The organism is Pseudoduganella ginsengisoli, from assembly GCF_009720865.1.
In the GTDB taxonomy this organism is placed as follows: Bacteria; Pseudomonadota; Gammaproteobacteria; order Burkholderiales; family Burkholderiaceae_D; genus Rugamonas; species Rugamonas ginsengisoli.
Genome location: NZ_WNLA01000043.1, coordinates 1 through 17551 on the forward strand (window position 1 = coordinate 1; position 17551 = coordinate 17551).

At 66.0% G+C, this 17551-nt stretch carries 2 protein-coding genes; both read right to left on the bottom strand.

Translation table 11 applies throughout. The features are described 5' to 3' along the window. The coding region (locus GM668_RS29505; protein ID WP_155442554.1) for a non-ribosomal peptide synthetase at positions 1–5302 on the bottom strand (5302 nt) is incomplete at its 3' end. Continuing rightward, positions 5302–17550 (bottom strand): non-ribosomal peptide synthetase, encoded by a 12249-nt coding sequence (locus GM668_RS29510; RefSeq protein ID WP_308506855.1) that lies wholly within the window; start codon positions 17548–17550, stop codon positions 5302–5304. The genes GM668_RS29505 and GM668_RS29510, both read right to left, overlap by 1 nt. Position 17551: the final 1 nt, after the last annotated feature.

Genomic DNA, 17551 nt, shown 5'->3' on the forward strand with positions numbered 1-17551 from the left:
CCACGCTAAAGCGCTGGTTGACGGCGTCGATGGTGTTGAGCGCGCCGCGATGGCTGATGCTTACACCCTTCGGCACGCCGGTCGAGCCGGACGTAAAGATCACATACGCCAAATCGTCCGGCGCCACCTGAGGTAGCGCCTGTGCATGCAGCGACGCATCACCGGCCAATTGTTCCAGCAGGGTTTCAATCACCAGCAGGCGGTAGCGCCCCGCCAGCGCGGCCTGGATTTCCTCACAGGCAGCCTGTTTGGCCGACAACAGCACGGTGCGCACTTTGCCCTGCTGCAGCACGGTGTCGATGCGGCCGGCCGGCCATTCGACGTGCAGCGGCAGGTAGCCATGGCCGGACTGCATGATGGCCAGGCTTGCCGCCACCTGGTTGTAGCCTTTTTCGCTGAGGATGGCGATCAAGCCGCCGTCCGTGCCTTCGCTGCGCACCAGGTGGCGCGCCAGCTGCGCGCTGTCTGCGCGCAGCTGCGCATGGCTGAACTGGCGGCCGCTGCCGCCTTCAATCACGGCAATGGCGTCATCGCGGCCTGCGCAGCGGCTAAACAAGGTGCCGGTGCTGGTTGCCTGCACGGCGGCATTGGCTTGCGCAATCACTTGCCGGTCGGCCTCTGGCAGCGGCAGCCGTGGCAATACAGCGTCTTGCCAGTCGCAATCGGCCAGCGCTTCGATCATGCCGCAATAGGCCGCGTGCATCGTTTCCACCAGCGCGGCGTCGAACAATTGCTCGACATAGTCCCATTCGACGACCAGGCCATCCTGGTTTTCATAGGCTTTGTTATCCAGCCATACCTGCGACGTCTGCGTGATCGAATAAGTTTCGCGCTGGTAGGAATCGTTGATGAAAATACCCGTCTTCTGGAACTTGCCGGTATTGCCGACCAGGCTGGTAAACACCACCGGGGCCAGCGGCTGGCCGGACGGGATAGCCTTACGGCTGCGCACCAGGCGCTGGAAGTCTATGCCGTCAAACAGGTTGTGGTCGATGTCTTCCCACAAAGCCTGGTGCACAGCCGCCATCAGCGGCGCCAGCCGGCGTTCTTCGCCCCGTGCCGCCACATAATTGAACAATTCCAGCACAGTGAAATCGCCAACGATGTCATTGACTTGCGGATGCAGCGGCAGGCGGTTGAACAATGTCAGGTTGATGCACACATTCGGCTGCCCGGTCCAGAAGCACAGCACTTCGCCGTACAGGGCCAGCATGGCCACGGTGGGACTGATGCCGGCGCGCTGGGCGCGGCTTTCCAGGCGCCGCCACACGGCTTGCGGGATGGTGCGGGTGGCGCGTTTGAACACCGGCTTGGCGATCTGCTGCGCATTGGCTACCGTCGGCAGTCCGACGTCGAAATTGTAGTCATCCAGCTTGTTTTCCCAGTATGCCCTGGCCTGCGCGAATTGCGGCCCCGCCCGCACCTCGTCAAAGCGGCAGACATAATCGCGGTAGCTCAGCTCCAGTGGCGGCAAGACCGCATCCGGCTCGTTGTACAGCAAGGTCCATTCATCGAAGAAGATGCGGAAGCTGTGCGCATCCATCAGCAAGGCATCGAAACTCAGGTGCAGGATAATCCCCGACAGCGTATGGCTGACCGCCACGTCAAACAGGGGGAATACCGTGAGGTCGTAGATCTTGTGCGACATGGCGTCGCGGTACGCTTCCAGGCTGCCCGCGCTGGTGAAATCCTGCACGGCGATGCGGTAGTACGGCGTGGTTTGCAGGATGCGCTGGCTGGAGTCGGAAAACACCGTGCGCAGCGCCGGATGGCGCGCAATCAGCGCATTGAAGCTGGCTTCCAGCCTGCCAACGTCCAGCATAGTGAACGCGTGTTCCTGGTAGATGTGGGTCGCCACGTTGCCCAGCCCAAAGGAACTGGAGCGGCCCAGCTGGTACGCTTGCTGCACATTGGTCAGCGGGAAGGGTTCAAACTGGTCCGCCTTGCCCTGGGCGGCATCAATGAGGAATGCCTCGTAGACGAATTCCTGCCGGCCGGCAGCCAGCACGGCGGCGATGCCTTCGACGGTCTTGCATTCGTAAATGGTGCGCGCCGTGACGGATGCCTTCAGCGTCTGGTTGATCTTGCTGGCGACACTGATGGCCAGCACGCTGTTGCCACCCATGGCAAAGAAATCGTCGCGGCAGCCAACCTTGGCGGCGTCAAGCTCGAACTGGGCGGCGAAAATCGCGCACAGCGTGCGTTCCAGGTCATTGCGCGGCGCCACATAATCCTGCCCGTCCAGCAAGGCTGGCAGCGGCAAGCGTTTCTTGTCCAGCTTACCGTTCTGGTTGGCCGGCAGCGCATCGAGCGCGATACACCGCGACGGCACCATATAGCTCGGCAGCATGCGCGCCACATGGGCTTTCACCTCGGATTCCTGCAATTCGCGGTCAGCCACATAGTAAGCCAGCAAATGGTCGGCGCCTGCCACCTTGCTGACGATCACCGCAGCCTGGACGACGCCGGGGAACGCCATCAGCACTTCCTCGATTTCCGGCAATTCGATGCGGTAGCCGCGCAGCTTGACCTGGGTGTCCCGGCGGCCCAGGAATTCCAGGTCGCCACTGGCATGGCGGCGCACCAGGTCGCCGGTACGGTACAACGTGTGGTGGACGCCTTCCGCCTTTTCCTGCGCGGTCTGGAATGGATTCGGGACGAACTGGCTGCGGGTCAGTTCAGGATTGTGCAGGTAGCCGCGGGCCACGCCGGCGCCGCCGACATACAGCTCGCCGATGGCATAATCGGGCAATTGCCGCCCGGCCGCGTCCAGCACGAAGGCGCTGCGGTCGCGCATGGGTTTGCCGATGAGGACGCTGTCGGCCAGCGCCAGGTTGGCGCTGTCGATTTCCAGCGTGCAGCTGAACGTGGTGTTCTCGGTCGGGCCATAGCCATTGATCAGGTGCGCCGGCCGGTAGTCGGACGCGGCAAGCTTGTCGATCAGCGGCTTGTTCAGCGCCTCGCCGCCGATCAGCAGGCAGCGCAGGCCGGCAAAGACTTGCTCGTCGGCGACGTAGATCTGGTCGAACAGCGTCTTGGTCAGCCACAGCACGGAAATGCGCTGCGCCTCCAGCAACGCGGCAAAGCGCTCCACGTCCGACAGCAGCGCCAATTTATCCTCGGGCACGACGACGCGCGCGCCATTGAGCAAGGCCGCCCAGATTTCAAAGGTGGCGACGTCGAAACCCTGGTCGCACAGCAGCAGCAGTGCGTCCGCTGGCGTCACGTCGATATAGCCGGGATCGCAGGCCAGCGACACAATGCCGGCATGTTCCACCATCACCCCTTTCGGGTTGTTGGTCGTGCCCGACGTGTACATGATGTAGGCCAGGTTCGTAGGCGGCAGGCCGAGCGCCAGGTTGTCCGCCGGGCACGCGGCAATCGCCGCGGCCGTAGCGGCATCGTCCAGCACCAGCGTGGCCACGCCGCCCGCCCCCTCCCGCAGTGCGGCGTGGGTCAGCACCAGGCGTGGCGCAGTCTGGCCAAGGATGTACTGCACTTTATCCGGCGGGAAGCTGCTGCTGAGTGGAACGTAGCAGCCGCCGGCCTTGAGCACGGCCAGCATGGCGACAATCACGTCGGCCGTGCCCTCCAGCCATAGCGCCACCGGCGTTTCCCGGGCCACGCCGTGGTGCTCTTTCATGTAATGCGCGAGGCGGTTGGCCTGCTCATTGAGCTGGCGGTAGCTGAGCGTGGTGGCGCCGCACACGACGGCCACAGCGTCCGGCGTGCGGGCCGCCTGCAGTTCGAAGACGCTGTCGAGCGCTTCGCGCACCGCATGCACAGGCTGCGGCGGGGCCGCGTGCCCGGGAGCGAGCAGCGGCAGGCTGGCAATCGGCTCTTGCCAGCTGGCGGCATCGATGCCGTCCAGCAGGGCCAGATAACTGTCGAACAGCGCCGACACGTAAGGCGCGCCGTACAAGTCCAGCGCGTAGCTGACTTGCAGTTCAATGCTGTCGTCCAGTTCGGTGGCAGTGACGGACAGGCCGAATTTTTCCACCTCTTCCGGCACATTGATGAGGCGATGGCGGTACGCGGCGCCGGACGTGTCCAGCCCGCCAAAATTGTGCATGGTGAACATCACGTGCATCAGCTGGGCCATGTCTCCGGCCCGCTGCGGCAGCCGGGCCGCCACCAGGTTCAAGTTCAGCTGCTGGTGTTCATTCAGGTAATTCAGCTCTTCATTGACCAGTTTGACGTTGGCGGCCATGGTGGCCGACGGCTGGTAGGCCGGGATCAACGGCAGCGTGCTGATAAACGGCCCCACCGTGCCGGCCAGCGCGAACGGCCGGTTGGAAATGGTCAGCCCGAGGGGGAAATTCTGCTGGCCGCCATTGAACACGCTCAACGTATGGTACAGGCCCGTCAGCAGCAGCGCATACAGGCTCACACCCTGGTCCAGCGCGGCGGTGCGCAATGCGTGATAGCGCTGCGTACCGATGCGGCGGCGCATCAGGCCGGCCTGGTTAGTCCCCACGGCGCGGCGTTTGGCGGCGGCCGGCAGCGCTTCGGCGCCGTCCAGCCTGGCGGCCAGGCGGGCCAGGCCCTGCTGGTACTGTTCCGTGCCCAGCAGGTAGGCTTGCCACGCCTGGAAATCCCGGTAAGTGACCGGTGCGGCGGGCGCGGCCGGCCCGGCTTCAGCGCGCAGCGCCTCGGCCATCAGGATACCAACCGACAGCGCGTCCGACAGGATGTGGTGATGGGTCAGGTTGATGATGATGCGGCCGCTGCCGCGCACGGTCAGGATCTCAGTCTGCACCAGCTTGCCGCCATCGAGCTGGAACGGCCGCTGATAGCGCAGCGCGCACTCGGCTTCCACCTGGCCGGCGTCGATTTCCACTTCGGCCACCGTGAACTCTTCCACGTCGAAGCATCCGCAGGCCATGTCCGCGCCGATTTTCAAACGCAGCATGTCCTGGCGCGCCAGCAGTGCCCGCACGGCGCGGGCAGCCTGCGCGGCCGGCATGTCGTCGACCTCGATAAAGACCGGCACGTTGTACGAATACGGCAGCGAATCCAGCCGGGCCTGCAGGTAGATGCCTTGCTGGATATTCGACAGCACGCGCGGCTGGAACGCTTCCGGCAAGCGGTAAAACTCGGTGGCCCTGGCCTGCGCTTCGGAGCCGATGTCATTGAAGCGCAGGATATCCAGCAAGTCCGCCTTGGCGGCCGCCACGCGGGCTTTCAAGTCCGCAGGGAAGCCGTCCTGCTGGCCGACGCTGAAGCCGAGGTTGCCGTCCGGCTTGGCCCACAGCTGGATTTTCTGTTGTTTCAGTTGATACAGTAATTCTGTGTGATGCATTAGAGTTCTCCACTAAAGCGGTTGACGCTGTCGGCGTTGGCCGCTTCCAGCCGGATCGAAAGCGATTTCAGATCCGAGTATTGGTACAGTTCATCGAGTTTGAGCGTGTAGTCGAATTCCCGGCCGACGCGGCTGATGAATTGCATCGCCAGCAGGGAATTGCCGCCCAGGCGGAAGAAATGGTCTTCCACCGAAATGGTGTGCTGTTCGATGCCGAGCATTTCCGACCACAGCCGGGCCAGCGCGACTTCCACCGGCGTGGCGGGAAGCTGGCGCGGCTTGCGGCTGGCGGAACCGGCGGCGCCGTGGGCCTGCAGCGCGGCGTGATCGACCTTGCCGTTGGCCGACAGCGGGAATTGGTCCAGCAACACGAAGCGCTCGGGCACCATGTAGTGCGGCAGGCGCGCCTGCAGCTGCTGCTCGATATAGCGCACGAAGCCGCTGGCGCGGTCGACGCTGGAACCGCCGCTGGCCTGCTTCTGTTCCGTGCTGACCGGCCCGGCCACGACATGGTGCAGCACGACGCGGCCGCCGAAGATGGCGTCCAGCGCGGCGCGCTGTTCCGGATGCACTTCGCCCATCGCGCAGGTGCCGGCATCGGCTGCCAGCAATTGCTCCATCAGCCGCTGCGCGGCAACGCCGGCATCCACGTACTCGGTGGCGGCGGCCTCCTTGCCGGCGCTGATGAAGAACAGCGCCAGCGCAGCGCTGTTCCACACCATGGCGTTGTCATCGAGCGCCTGCGGGTCCGGCAGGTGCGGCCATGGCTGCGCCGTCAACCCTTGCCCGTCCAGGCTGTACCATCCGGGCGCCAGGTCTTGCACCTGGCCGGCACGCACGTACAGATGGCATGGTGCGGCGGTGGCTGCTGGATTGACTGCGGCAGATTCCGCGGCAAATGCGGCGTTGCAGGGCCGCAGGCGGCCAAGGACATTCTGCCCCTCGGCCAGGCCCAGTACGGCCGGCGCGGCGCCCGCTTCGGCGCGCTCCCAGCGCAGGGCGCCCGTGGCAGCCGTGCAAGCCAGCACCCCTTCGATATAGCCGCATTCCAGCAGCGACAGGAAGCTGCTGCCTTGGCCATATACCGGTTCAATCGCCGCGGGCGTACCGACCAGCAGCAATTCCAGCGGCGCCCCGCTGTCGCCTGGAGCGGCATCGCCCAGCCGGACCAGCTGGTGCCGGCGGCGGTCGACGTAGTAGTGGCCGGCCGGCAAGCCTGGCACATCCGCGCCCACGGCCAGGTACAGCTGGACCGAATACAGCGTGCCTGCCGACGGATAGCGGTACTTCGGCAGTGCGGCCGTGCTGCCGGGCAGCGCCAGCAAGCCATGCAGGCTGGCGCTGACGGCGTCCAGGCCGATCCGCGCCGGTCCCGCCGCGCAGGCTGGCACAGCCAGGGCCGCCGTCAATTGCGCGCGCTGCAGCGGAACGCCTTCAAACACGCGGTAGCTCTTGCGCGTCTGCTGGGCCGACTGCCCCCATTCGCTGTCGGACTGGAACGGCGGCAGCAGCGGCACACGCGCCAGGCCCGCCTGGTCCAACACGCGATCGCCATGCTGGGCCAGCTTGAAGTCCAGCTGGCTGTCCGCCACGCGCAGGCGCTGCGCAGGTTTGACATAGGCGGTCAACTGGCCATGGCCGGCCGCTTCCATCGCAATGCTCAGCACGGCCTCGTCAACCACGTCCAGCTGCCGCAGGCACGCTTCGATATCGCCCAGTTCGACGCGGTAGCCGCGGATCTTGACCTGGCTATCCTTGCGGCCGATGAATTCAATGCTGCCATCCGGCAGCCAGCGGCCCAGGTCGCCCGTCTTGTACAGGCGCCCTTCCTGTGCGTGTTCAATGAAGCTGGCCGCGGTTTTGGCGGCGTCGCCCCAGTAATTCAAGGCCACGCCGGCGCCGCCGATGTGGATCTCGCCGGTGACGCCGATGGGGCAAGGCTCGCCGTGCGGGTTCAGCACCAGCATGCTCTGGTTCGGCATGGCCGTCCCGTAGGGAATGGAATTCCACGCCGGATCGACGTCGCTGGCCGGATGCCAGATCGACCAGATACTGCCTTCCGTGGCGCCGCCCAGGCTGGTGACGCTGGCCTGGCCAAAGCGCTCGCGCAATTGGCCCGGCAGGCTGAGCGGAATGCGGTCGCCGCTCAGCAGGAAGGCGCGCAGGCTGGCGTTGCAGCGGCGCTGCTGGCGGTATTCTTCCGCCAGCAGGCCGGCCAGCTGCGGCACCGTATTCCACAACGTGACTTGATGGCGTTCCACCAGCTCCAGCCAGCCTGCCACGTCCTTGGTGCGCGACTGTTCTGGGAACACCACGGTACCGCCGGCGATCAGCAGGCCGAAGATATCGTAGACCGACAGGTCGAAGCTCAGCTCGGACAGCGCCAGCACCTTGTCCGATGGCGCCACGCCGAAATGCCGGTTGACTGCCAGGATGGTGTTCAGCGCGCCATAGTGGGAAATCGTCACCCCTTTCGGCGTACCGGTCGAACCCGACGTGAAGATCACGTAGGCGATGTCGCCCGCCTGCACTTGCGGCAGCGCCAGCGCGCGCACGGCAGTTGCATCGGGACTGCCGGAACGCATCGCGGCCAGCACTTCTTCAATGACGATGATCTGGTATTGGGCGCCCAGGTCGGCCATCAGGCCGGCGTCGGCGGCCTGGGCGCGCGACACCAGCAGGTGCGCCACCTGCCCTTCGGCCAGCACGGCCTTCAGCCGCGCCGCCGGCCAGTCCACATTCAGCGGCAGGTAGCCGTGGCCGGCCTGCATCGCGGCCAGCGCGGCAATGACCTGGCCCGCACCCTTCTCGCACAGGATGGCGGCCAGCTTGCCCGTGTGGACCGGCGCGGCGGAAGATGGCCCTTGCGCTTGCAGCCACAGGTAGCGCGCCAGGTCGCCGGACTGCGCCAGCAATTCGCGGTAGCTGGTGCGCGTGCCATCGCCATCGATGACGGCGGTTGCGTCCGATGCCGCGATCAGCGCGAACAGCGGCTGCTGCGGCACGTCTTGCGGGCGGTGGTTCAGCTGTGCGATCAATTCCTGCTGGCGCGGCGCGATGCGCGGCATGGCTGCCGAGCAGTCGTGCCAGTCATGTTCCGCCAGGTACGCGATCAGCTTGCAATACGCCATGTTCATGCGTGCGATTTGTTCGCGTCCGAACAGCTGCTCGACGTACAGCCACTTGCTCATGAACTGGTCGCCCGTTTCAATGGCCTGCAAGTCGATCCACGCTTGCGACGTCTGCCCCATCCACAGGCGCTGGCCGCGCCGTTCGCTGTCGTTGAGGAAGGCGCTGCTCTCGTGGGCGCCGTTCTTGTTGCCCAGCACGCCGGTGAACACGATCGGCGATGTGGCCTTGTGCATGTCCAGGTCGTGCAGCTTGACCAGGTCGCGCTGCACTTCCAGGCCGGTGTACAGGCCATGGGCGATGTTGTCCCACATCAGCTGGTGGCTGCGCTCGATGGTCTGCAGCGCATCCTTGCCGAAGGACTTGAAGTGGAACAGGTTGGTGGACGTGAAATCGCCCATGATCTGTTCGACGTCGTCAAACATCGGATAGCGGTTGAATACCGTCATCGTCATGATGAACTCGGCGGAGCCGGCGTGGAAGCCGATCACTTCGCCATACAGGCTCAGCAGTGCAGCCGACGGCGACACGCCATAGCGGGCGGCCTGCTCTTTGAACTTGCGCCACGTAACGGGTTCCACATACAGCGTGTGGTCGGCAAACACGGGACGCTCAATGGCGCCGGGCGCCACGCGCAGCGGCAGCTCCGGACGCAGCGGCATCTCTTGCACCCGCTCTTGCCAATACGCGCGGTCGCGCTGGTACCACGGCGACAGGCGCAGCGCCTGGTAAGCGGCCTGGTAGTGCTTGAAACTGGTGACGGCAGGCGCCTGCGCCAAAGCCTGCGCGGGCATGCGGTACAGCTGGTCCAGCTGGCCAAGCAGGCGGCGCCGGCTTTCCGCATCCAGCAAGATCAAGTCCATGCTGATGTGCAGGCAGGCGCGGTCGCTGAAGCGGCTGGTTTCAAAGGTGAACAGCGGCGCCCGCTCAGGATCGTAGACCACGTGGGACAGGCGCTGGCGCACGGCTTCCAGCGCGCCGTCGTCCGCCAGGCTGCCGGCATGGTCGTTGTGCGCGATGCGGTGGCCGCCAAACTGCTCCAGCGGCACGATGCGCTGCTGCATGCGCTGGAACGAAAACTCGGTACGCAGCACCGGCTCGCGCGCGATCAGCGTATCGAGGGCGCGCTGCAGGCGTGCATGATCGATCTCGTCAAAAGCGAACTCGTAATAAATATGGTTGGCGACGTTGCCGATCTCGAAGCTGGCCAGGCGGCCCAGCAGGTAGGCTTTCTGGATTTCCGTCATCTCGAACCAGTCGTGCGGATCGCCCGAGTCGATGGCGGGCAGCTGATCCAGGTCGGCCGCGCTGCCGATCGCCAGGAAGTCACTGGCGCTGTATTCGGTGCGGCGGCGCGCCTGGCAGCAGTCCACCACTTCGGCAATGCGGGTTTCCAGCGCGGCGGCAAAGCGCAGCGCCAGTTGCGGCGTCAGCTGGCTGTCGATGTCGACCGCCAATTGGCCAGCCTTGACGTAGCAATTGATGTCGACCAGGTTGCCATTCACATTGTCGGAATGGAAATTCTGCCCGGATGCTTCGTCGGCCAGATACCAGCCATCCGCCCCGCCCTCATTGAACTGGCCAAGATAGTTGAAGCTGACCACCGGCATGGCGGCGCGCTGGTAGCCAAACAGTGCGCCGTAGCCCAGGCCCTTGAGCGGCACGGCGCGCAGGGTTTCCTTGGCGTCCTTGATGGTATCGGGCAGCGTGGCGCCGGCGCCCAGCCGCAGCGGGCACAGCGTGGTGAACCAGCCGACCGTGCGGCTGACATCCACCGCGTCGTCGATATGCTCGCGGCCATGGCCTTCGATGATGATATGGTGCACGTCGCGCGCGGTCAGGTCGCGCAGCGCCAGCGCCAGGGCCGCCACCAGCAAGTCGTTGATGGCGGTATTGAAGGCGTGGTTCGATTTGTGCAGCAGGGCCGACGTCAGCGCGGCGTCCAGCCGGAAGCTGTTGCGTCCGGTCTTGGCGGTAGCCAGCGCGCGGTAAGGCGCGGCGTCGTAATCGGCCAGCACCGATTGCCAATAGGCGCGTTCGGACTGGTTGCGGCCGGCATAGCCCTGCAGCGCGGCGGTCCAGCCGGCGTAAGAAGCACTGGCGGGCGGCAGTGTTTCGCCGGCGTACAGCGTTTCCAGGTCGCCCATCAAGATGCGCCAGCTGACGGCGTCCATGATCAAGTGGTGGAAGGCCATGAAGATGCGCGCAGAACCGTCCGCGTAACCGTGCAGGTAAGCGGCGCTGGCCAATGGGCCTTGTTCCAGGTGGAAGCCGCTTTGCAGCGCCGTCAATTGCTGCTGCAGCGCCGCTTCGGACAGGCTGGAGACGTCGATGACGGCCAGCGGCAATGCAGCGGCCTGGCCGGCGTGGAACTGCTCGGCGCCGTTCGGCCCGTGGCGGTAGCGCAGCGCGAAGACGCCGTGCGCGGCCACCAGCGCCGCCAGCGCGGGGCGCAGGCGTTCCAGGTCCAGCGCTGGGGTGTGAATCAGGAATGACTGGTTCCAGTGCTGAGGCTGTGGCGCCTCCAGCGCGAAGAACCATTGCTGGATCGGATGCAGCGCGACCAAGGTGGCCGCGCTCGCTGCCGGCGCTGCCGGGGCAGGCTCCGGCACGGTGCGCGCGCCCGCCGCCTGTTCGATCCACGCATGCAGCGCAGCGATGGTCTTGTGCTTGAAGACGATGCGCGCCGCGACCTTGTGCTGCATTTCCTTGCTGATGCGGTTGACCATCTGCAGGCACAGGATGCTGTCGCCGCCGATGGCGAAGAAATCGTCCTGGTAACCAATGCTGGTAGCCGGGATGCCCAGCACGTCGGACCAGATCTTGCGCATTTTGACGTAGCCTTCCGGCGCCGCATGTTCCAGGTAATCGGCCAGCGCCGCGATGGTCTTGTGCTTGAACACCAGGCGTACCGACAGGTTCTTGCGGTATTGCTTGTTGAGCGCCCCCACCATTTGCAGGCACAGGATGCTGTCGCCGCCCAGCGCGAAGAAGTCCGCGTCGGCGCCCAGCTGGTTTTCCGGCAGGCCCAGGATCGCGGCCCAGATGCGGCGGATGCCGCCCTGCAGTTCCGTTTGCAGTGCAGTTGCCGGCGCTGCCTGTGGCGCGGACGCATCCGGCGCGGCCTGGCGTGCCGCGGCGGTGGCGGGATCAGGCAATTGGTCGCGGTTGATCTTGCCGCTGGCGGTCAGCGGCATCGCGTCCAGCGCCACCAGCATGGATGGCTGCATGAAGTCCGGGCAGGACTGCGACAAGTGTTCGCGCAACTTGTCCATATCGACGGCTGCGCCGGCGCGGGCCACGTAATAGCCAACCAGTTGCTTGTGGCCGTTGGCGCCGGTCTTGATGGCGGCCGCCGCCTGCGCCACGGCGGGGAAGGCGGCAATCGCCAGCTCCAGTTCTTCCAGCTCGATGCGGTAGCCGCGCAGCTTGACCTGGCTGTCGGCCCGGCCCATGAAGACCAGCTCGCCACCGGCCGTCAGCTGCGCCAGGTCGCCAGTCCGGTACAAACGCATGCCGCGCTGGCGGTCTTCGATGAAGGCTGCCGCGCTCAGCGCGGGCTGGTTCAGGTAGCCGCGCGCCAGGCCGGCGCCGCCCACATACAGCTCGCCGATGGCGCCTGCCGGCAGCGCTTGCAGCGCGCGGCCCAGCACCAGCGCCTGGCGCTGGCGCAGCGGCTGGCCGATCGGCACGGCGCGCGACTGGCGCAGCTTGTCCAGGGTCAGTTCGCAAACCGTGCTGAAGGTGGTATTTTCAGTCGGCCCATAGCCGTTCAGCAAGTGCCGCGGCCTGGTGTCGGACGCCAGCAGTTTTTCCACCAGCACGCGGTTCAATGCCTCGCCACCGACCAGCAGCCAGGTCAGCGGTTTGAACAGTTGGTCGGACTGGCGGTACAGTTCATCGAACAGCGACTTGGTCAGCCACAGCGTAGTGACTGCTTCGCGCTCGATCAGGCTGGCCATGCCGGCCACGTCGCCCAGCAGCGCCAGCGGGTCGCCCACCAGCACCAGCTTGGCGCCGTTCAGCAGCGCGCCCCACACTTCGAACAGCGACGCGTCGAAACGGCGGTCGGCCAGGTGGACGAACACATCGTCCGCCGTGATATCGATGTAGCCGGCGCCGCGCACCAGCGACACCACGCCGGCGTGCTCGATCATCACGCCCTTGGGCTGGCCGGTACTGCCGGACGTGTACATGACGCAGCACAGCGCCGACGGCGCCGGTGCGCTGGCGGGATGGTCTGCGCCGTCCGGCAAGTCCAAGCCATCGAGTGCGACAACCGCGCCGGGCTGGGCGAAGTGGGCAGTGAAACTGCCGGCGAAGCGCGCTTCCGTCAGCACGAACGGCGCACTGGTGTCGGCGATGGTGAACGCGGCCTGGGCCGCGCTGACACCGGTTGCCACCGGCACGTAGGCCGCGCCCAGCTTGAGCACGGCCAGCATGGCGACAATGTCCAGTACCGGATCGGCAAAGCAGACTGGGATCAATGCTTCAGGCGCCGGGGCATAACGGCCGCGCAGGTACGCGGCCAGGCCGTTGGCGCGCGCATTGAGCTGGCCATAGCTGAACGCCTGGGCGCCATACTGCAGCGCCGTGCGTTCGGGATGGCTGGCGGCGCAGCGCTCGAAGTGGCTGACGATGGACGCCGGCGGCGGTGCGGCCGGCAGGCCGGCGGGCGCCACGGCGGCGCTGTCTTGATGGCCTGCCAGATTGCGCACCAGCGTAGCGGGCTGGCTGATCATTTGCGCCAGCATGCGGTCCATCAGCTCGAAGAAACCCGCGACCAGCGACTGGTCGAACAGTTCGCCCGCATAGCGGATCGCGACTTCGATGGTCTCTTCGCCCTCCTCCACGATCATGGCCAGCGGATAGTCGAGCTTTTCCACCGTGCGCAAATTGCCGATGCGCAGCGCATCGAACTGCGGGCCCGCACTCAGGGTCGTGAAGTTGTTATGGACGAACAGCAAATCGAAAATGCGCCGGCCTTCTTTCTGCAGGCTGGCCAGGTACGTCGCGCTCTTGTCGTTAATGCTGGTGATTTGCTGCTGCAACTGGCGCAGGGCGGCGCCCGCTTCCAGTTCCGCGATGTCGGCGTGGCGCGTTACCAGCGGCAAGGTGTTGATCAGCATGCCGACCGCATCCTCGATGCCGTCGATCGGCAAATCGCGTCCCGACACCGTGGCGCCGGTGATGGTCAAGGGTTCATAGGAATACAGGTGCAGGATCTGGTGGCACAGGAATTCGAACAGCGCATTGACGGTCACGCCCTGCTGCAGGCACAGCGCGCGCAGCGCGGCCAGCTGCGCACCACGGTAATAGTGCTGCAGGATGGCCGGTTCGGACACGAATTTGTACGTCTTCAAGTCCACGCTGTCTTGCAGCCCTGGCTTGATGAGCGCGCTGAGCCGGTTCTGCACCGGCGCGTCCTGCAACACGGCATTCCAGTAACCGGCATGGGCGCCGCTTGTATCCTGCACATGGCGCTGGGCCAGCTGGTAGCCGCGCTGTTCCGGCCACGCGCCCTGCCGCCCCTGCAGCAAGGCCAGGTATATCTCGTGGGCCTTGTTGATCAGCACCACGCTGCTCCAGCCATCCAGGATCACATGGTGGCAGCTGAACAGCAGCGCGGACTTGCCCTCGCCCAGGCGCACGAAGCACAGGCGGAACAGGCCGGCCCGGTCCAGCGCGAAGCGGCGCTGGCGGTCTTGCGCCAGCAACTCCGCCAGGCGCGCTTGCTGCACCGCCGGTTCCAGGGCGCCCAGGTCGAGCGATTCCCATTCCAGCGCCGCGCTGCGGTCGATAATCTGCAGCAGTTTGTCTTGCCACGAAAAGCGCATGCGCAGTGCGCCGTACATGCGCTGCGCGGTTTCCCACGCCTGGCGCAACTTGTCTTCGTCGATCTCGCTGCCATATTCCCAGATGGTCTGCACGTGGTAGGCCGTGTCGGTCTCGCCTTGCGACAGCGCATGGTAAATAAAGCCCTGCTGCAGGCTGTTGGCCAGGAACACTTGTTCCACCTCGGCCCCGGCCTGCAGCTCGTCGAGCTGGGCCTGCGTCAGCAACTGGCCGACATCGTGCGGGCTCAGGTAGCCGCGGGTCTGTTCGCTGGTATAACGCACCAGTTCGGACAGGCATTGCTGCAGTGTGGCCGCGACTTCGCCGGCCAGCGCGGCGCCGGCGTCGCTGTCGATGGAAAAGCGCATCTGCCCCTGCTGCACGGCGCCGGTGACGACCAGGCGATAGCCGTCGCGATTGCGTTCACCACTGAGCAGCACGATGCTCTCATCGCCCAGATACCATTGCCCCCCGGCGGCAGCCCCGCCGTCCTGCCGGTCCAGCTGGCCCAGGTAATTGAAGCAGATGGCAGGCAGCACCGCATGGCCGTAGCCGAGCAATGCGCCAAAGCCGACCCCCTTGTCGGGTACTGCACGCAGCATCTCTTTGACGTTGACGATGGTTTCGCCCACGCTGGCGCCGGCGCGCAATGCGACCGGGTAAAGGGACGTGAACCAGCCCATGGTGCGGCTGATGTCGATCGCGGCATCGATTTCTTCGCGGCCGTGCCCTTCCAGCATGATGGTGTTGGCGTGGTTGCCGAAGCGGGCCGCCAGCGCGCCGGCCAGGGCGGCCAGCAGCAGGTCATTGATTTCCGTGTGGTGCACTTCGTTGGCCTGGTGCAGCAGGTGCGCTGTTTCGGCCACGGTCAGGGAAAATTCCGCACGGCCGATATCGCCGCGCGGCAAGTCCAGCGCAGCGAACGGGTCTTGGCTGGCCGCCAGTTGCGCCTGCCAATAGGCGGCCTGGCCGGCATGGGCCGCGGCGTAGGCATGCACCGCCTCGCTCCACTGGCGGTAGCTGCTGCCTTTCGGGGGCAGCGAGGCGCCGTGATACAGCTGTTCCAGGTCCTCGGCCAGGATACGCCAGCTGACAGTGTCGATCAGCAGGTGATGGACCAGCAGGCAAATGCGTGCGCTGCCGTCGGGATAGCCATCGATATAGTCGATGCTGCACAGCGGGCCGGCAGCCAGGTCGAACTGCTGCTGCGCCTGGCGCAGGCGGCGCGCGTGGCCGCTTGCGGCGCCATCGCGATGGATGTGCAGTGGCGGCACAGCGTCCTGGCCGTAGCGCTGGCGCACAGCGCCCGCGCCATCGGTATCGAAGCGCAGGCGGAACGCGTCATGGTGGGCAAACAGTTGCCCGATGCAGGCTTGCAGCCGGTCCGTGTCCAGCACGGGGGTGTGGATGACGAAAGCCTGGCTCCACTGCGCCGGCTGCTCGAAACGCTGCTGGAAGAACCATTGCTGCACAGGGAGCAGGCGCGACTCGCCCGTCAGGGCGCCGCTTTCAGTGCGCACGGCGGTGGCCTGTTCGCCCGCCCTCGCCGCGATGACGCGGCACAGGGCGCGGATGGTGCGCGCCGAGAAGATGTCCGCCACGCTCACGTGGCAGGCAAGGCCCTGGCGCAGGCGGCTGGCGAGCCGGATCGCGTCGATGCTGTCGCCGCCCAGGTGGACGAAATCGTCGTCAACGCTGACGGCGCGGCTGGCGCCGCGCAGGCCCAGCACCTCGGCCCAGACCGCCGCCACGCTGTGTTCCAGCGCGGTTGCCGGTGCGGCCACGTCCCGTCCCGGTTCAGGCTGGGCCGGCAACGGCAGCGCGCTGTAATCGACTTTGCCATTTGCCGTCAGCGGCATGCGCGCGACGGCAATATAGCGGTCCGGCACCATGTAGTCCGGCAGCGCGGCGCGCAAGCGGGCTTGCAGCTGCACTTCCAGCGCCGCCTCGGCCACCGCGTCGCCCGGTTCGCCGGCGACATAGTAAGCCAGCAGCAGCTGGCGTCCGCCCTGCTCCGCCTGTCCCTGGCGCGCGCGCAGCGACAGCAGGTCGGTCACGGCGCAATCCTTGACGCCGGCGCAAGCGGCCAGCTGCGCCTCGATCTCGCCCAGTTCAACGCGGTAGCCGCGGATTTTTACCTGGCGGTCCTTGCGGCCGATGAACTCGATGTACTGCCCCGGGTTCAGCGCGCCCAGGTCGCCGGTGCGGTACAGGCGGCCCCATTGCGGGTGGTGGATGAAGCTGGCGGCGGTCTTGTCCGGATCGCCCCAATAGTTCAAGGCGACGCCCATGCCGCCGATGTGGATTTCGCCGGCGACGCCGGGTGCGCACGCGTGGCCGTCCTCGTCCAGCACCAGCATCAGCTGGTTAGGCATGGCATAGCCATAGGGTATGGCGCGCCACTCTGCCGGTACGCTATCGATCTGGCACCAGATCGACCAGATGCTGCCTTCGGTGGCGCCGCCCAGGCTGACCGTGACGGCCTGCGGGCAGGCTTCGCGCAATTGCGCCGGCAGGGCCAGCGGAATCTTGTCGCCGCTGAGCAGGAACAGGCGCAGGCTGGCGCCCACGCCCGCACGCAACTGGTATTCCGCGGCCAGCAGGCCGGCCAGCTGGGGAACCGTGTTCCACAGCGTGATGTGGTGGCGTTCCACCAGGTCGAGCCAGTTGGCGGCGTCCTTGGTGTGGCGCTGATCGGGGAACACTACGGCGCCGCCGGCCATCAACAGGCCGAAGATGTCATACACCGACAGGTCGAAACTGAGTTCGGACAGGGCCAGCACGCGGTCTGCCGCGCCGACTTCGTAATGGCGGTTGACGGCGATAATGGTATTGAGGGCGCCGCGATGGCTGATGGTCACGCCCTTGGGTTTGCCGGTGGAGCCGGAAGTGAAAATCACATAGGCGATGTCGTCAGGACCGGTGACGGGCAACGCTGGCGCGGCTTCCTTCTCCGCTCTTGCCACGGCCGCATCCAGCAAGTCTTCGATGACAAGCAGGCGGTGGTGCGCCGACAGCGCAGCGACCAGCGCGGCATCGGCGGCGCACTGGCGCGAAATCAGCACGCATTCGGCTGCGCCTTCGGCCAGGACATCGAGCAGGCGCCCTGCCGGCCAGTCCACATGCAGCGGCAGGTAGGCGTGCGCCGCCTGCATGACGGCCAGCGTGGCCAGCGCCTGGTGGTAGCCCTTCTCGCACAGTACGGCGATCAGCTTGCCGGTATGGCCGGCATAGCCGGCAGCGGCGCCGGCCGGCGCGGTGGCGCGCCAGACCGCGCCGGCCAGG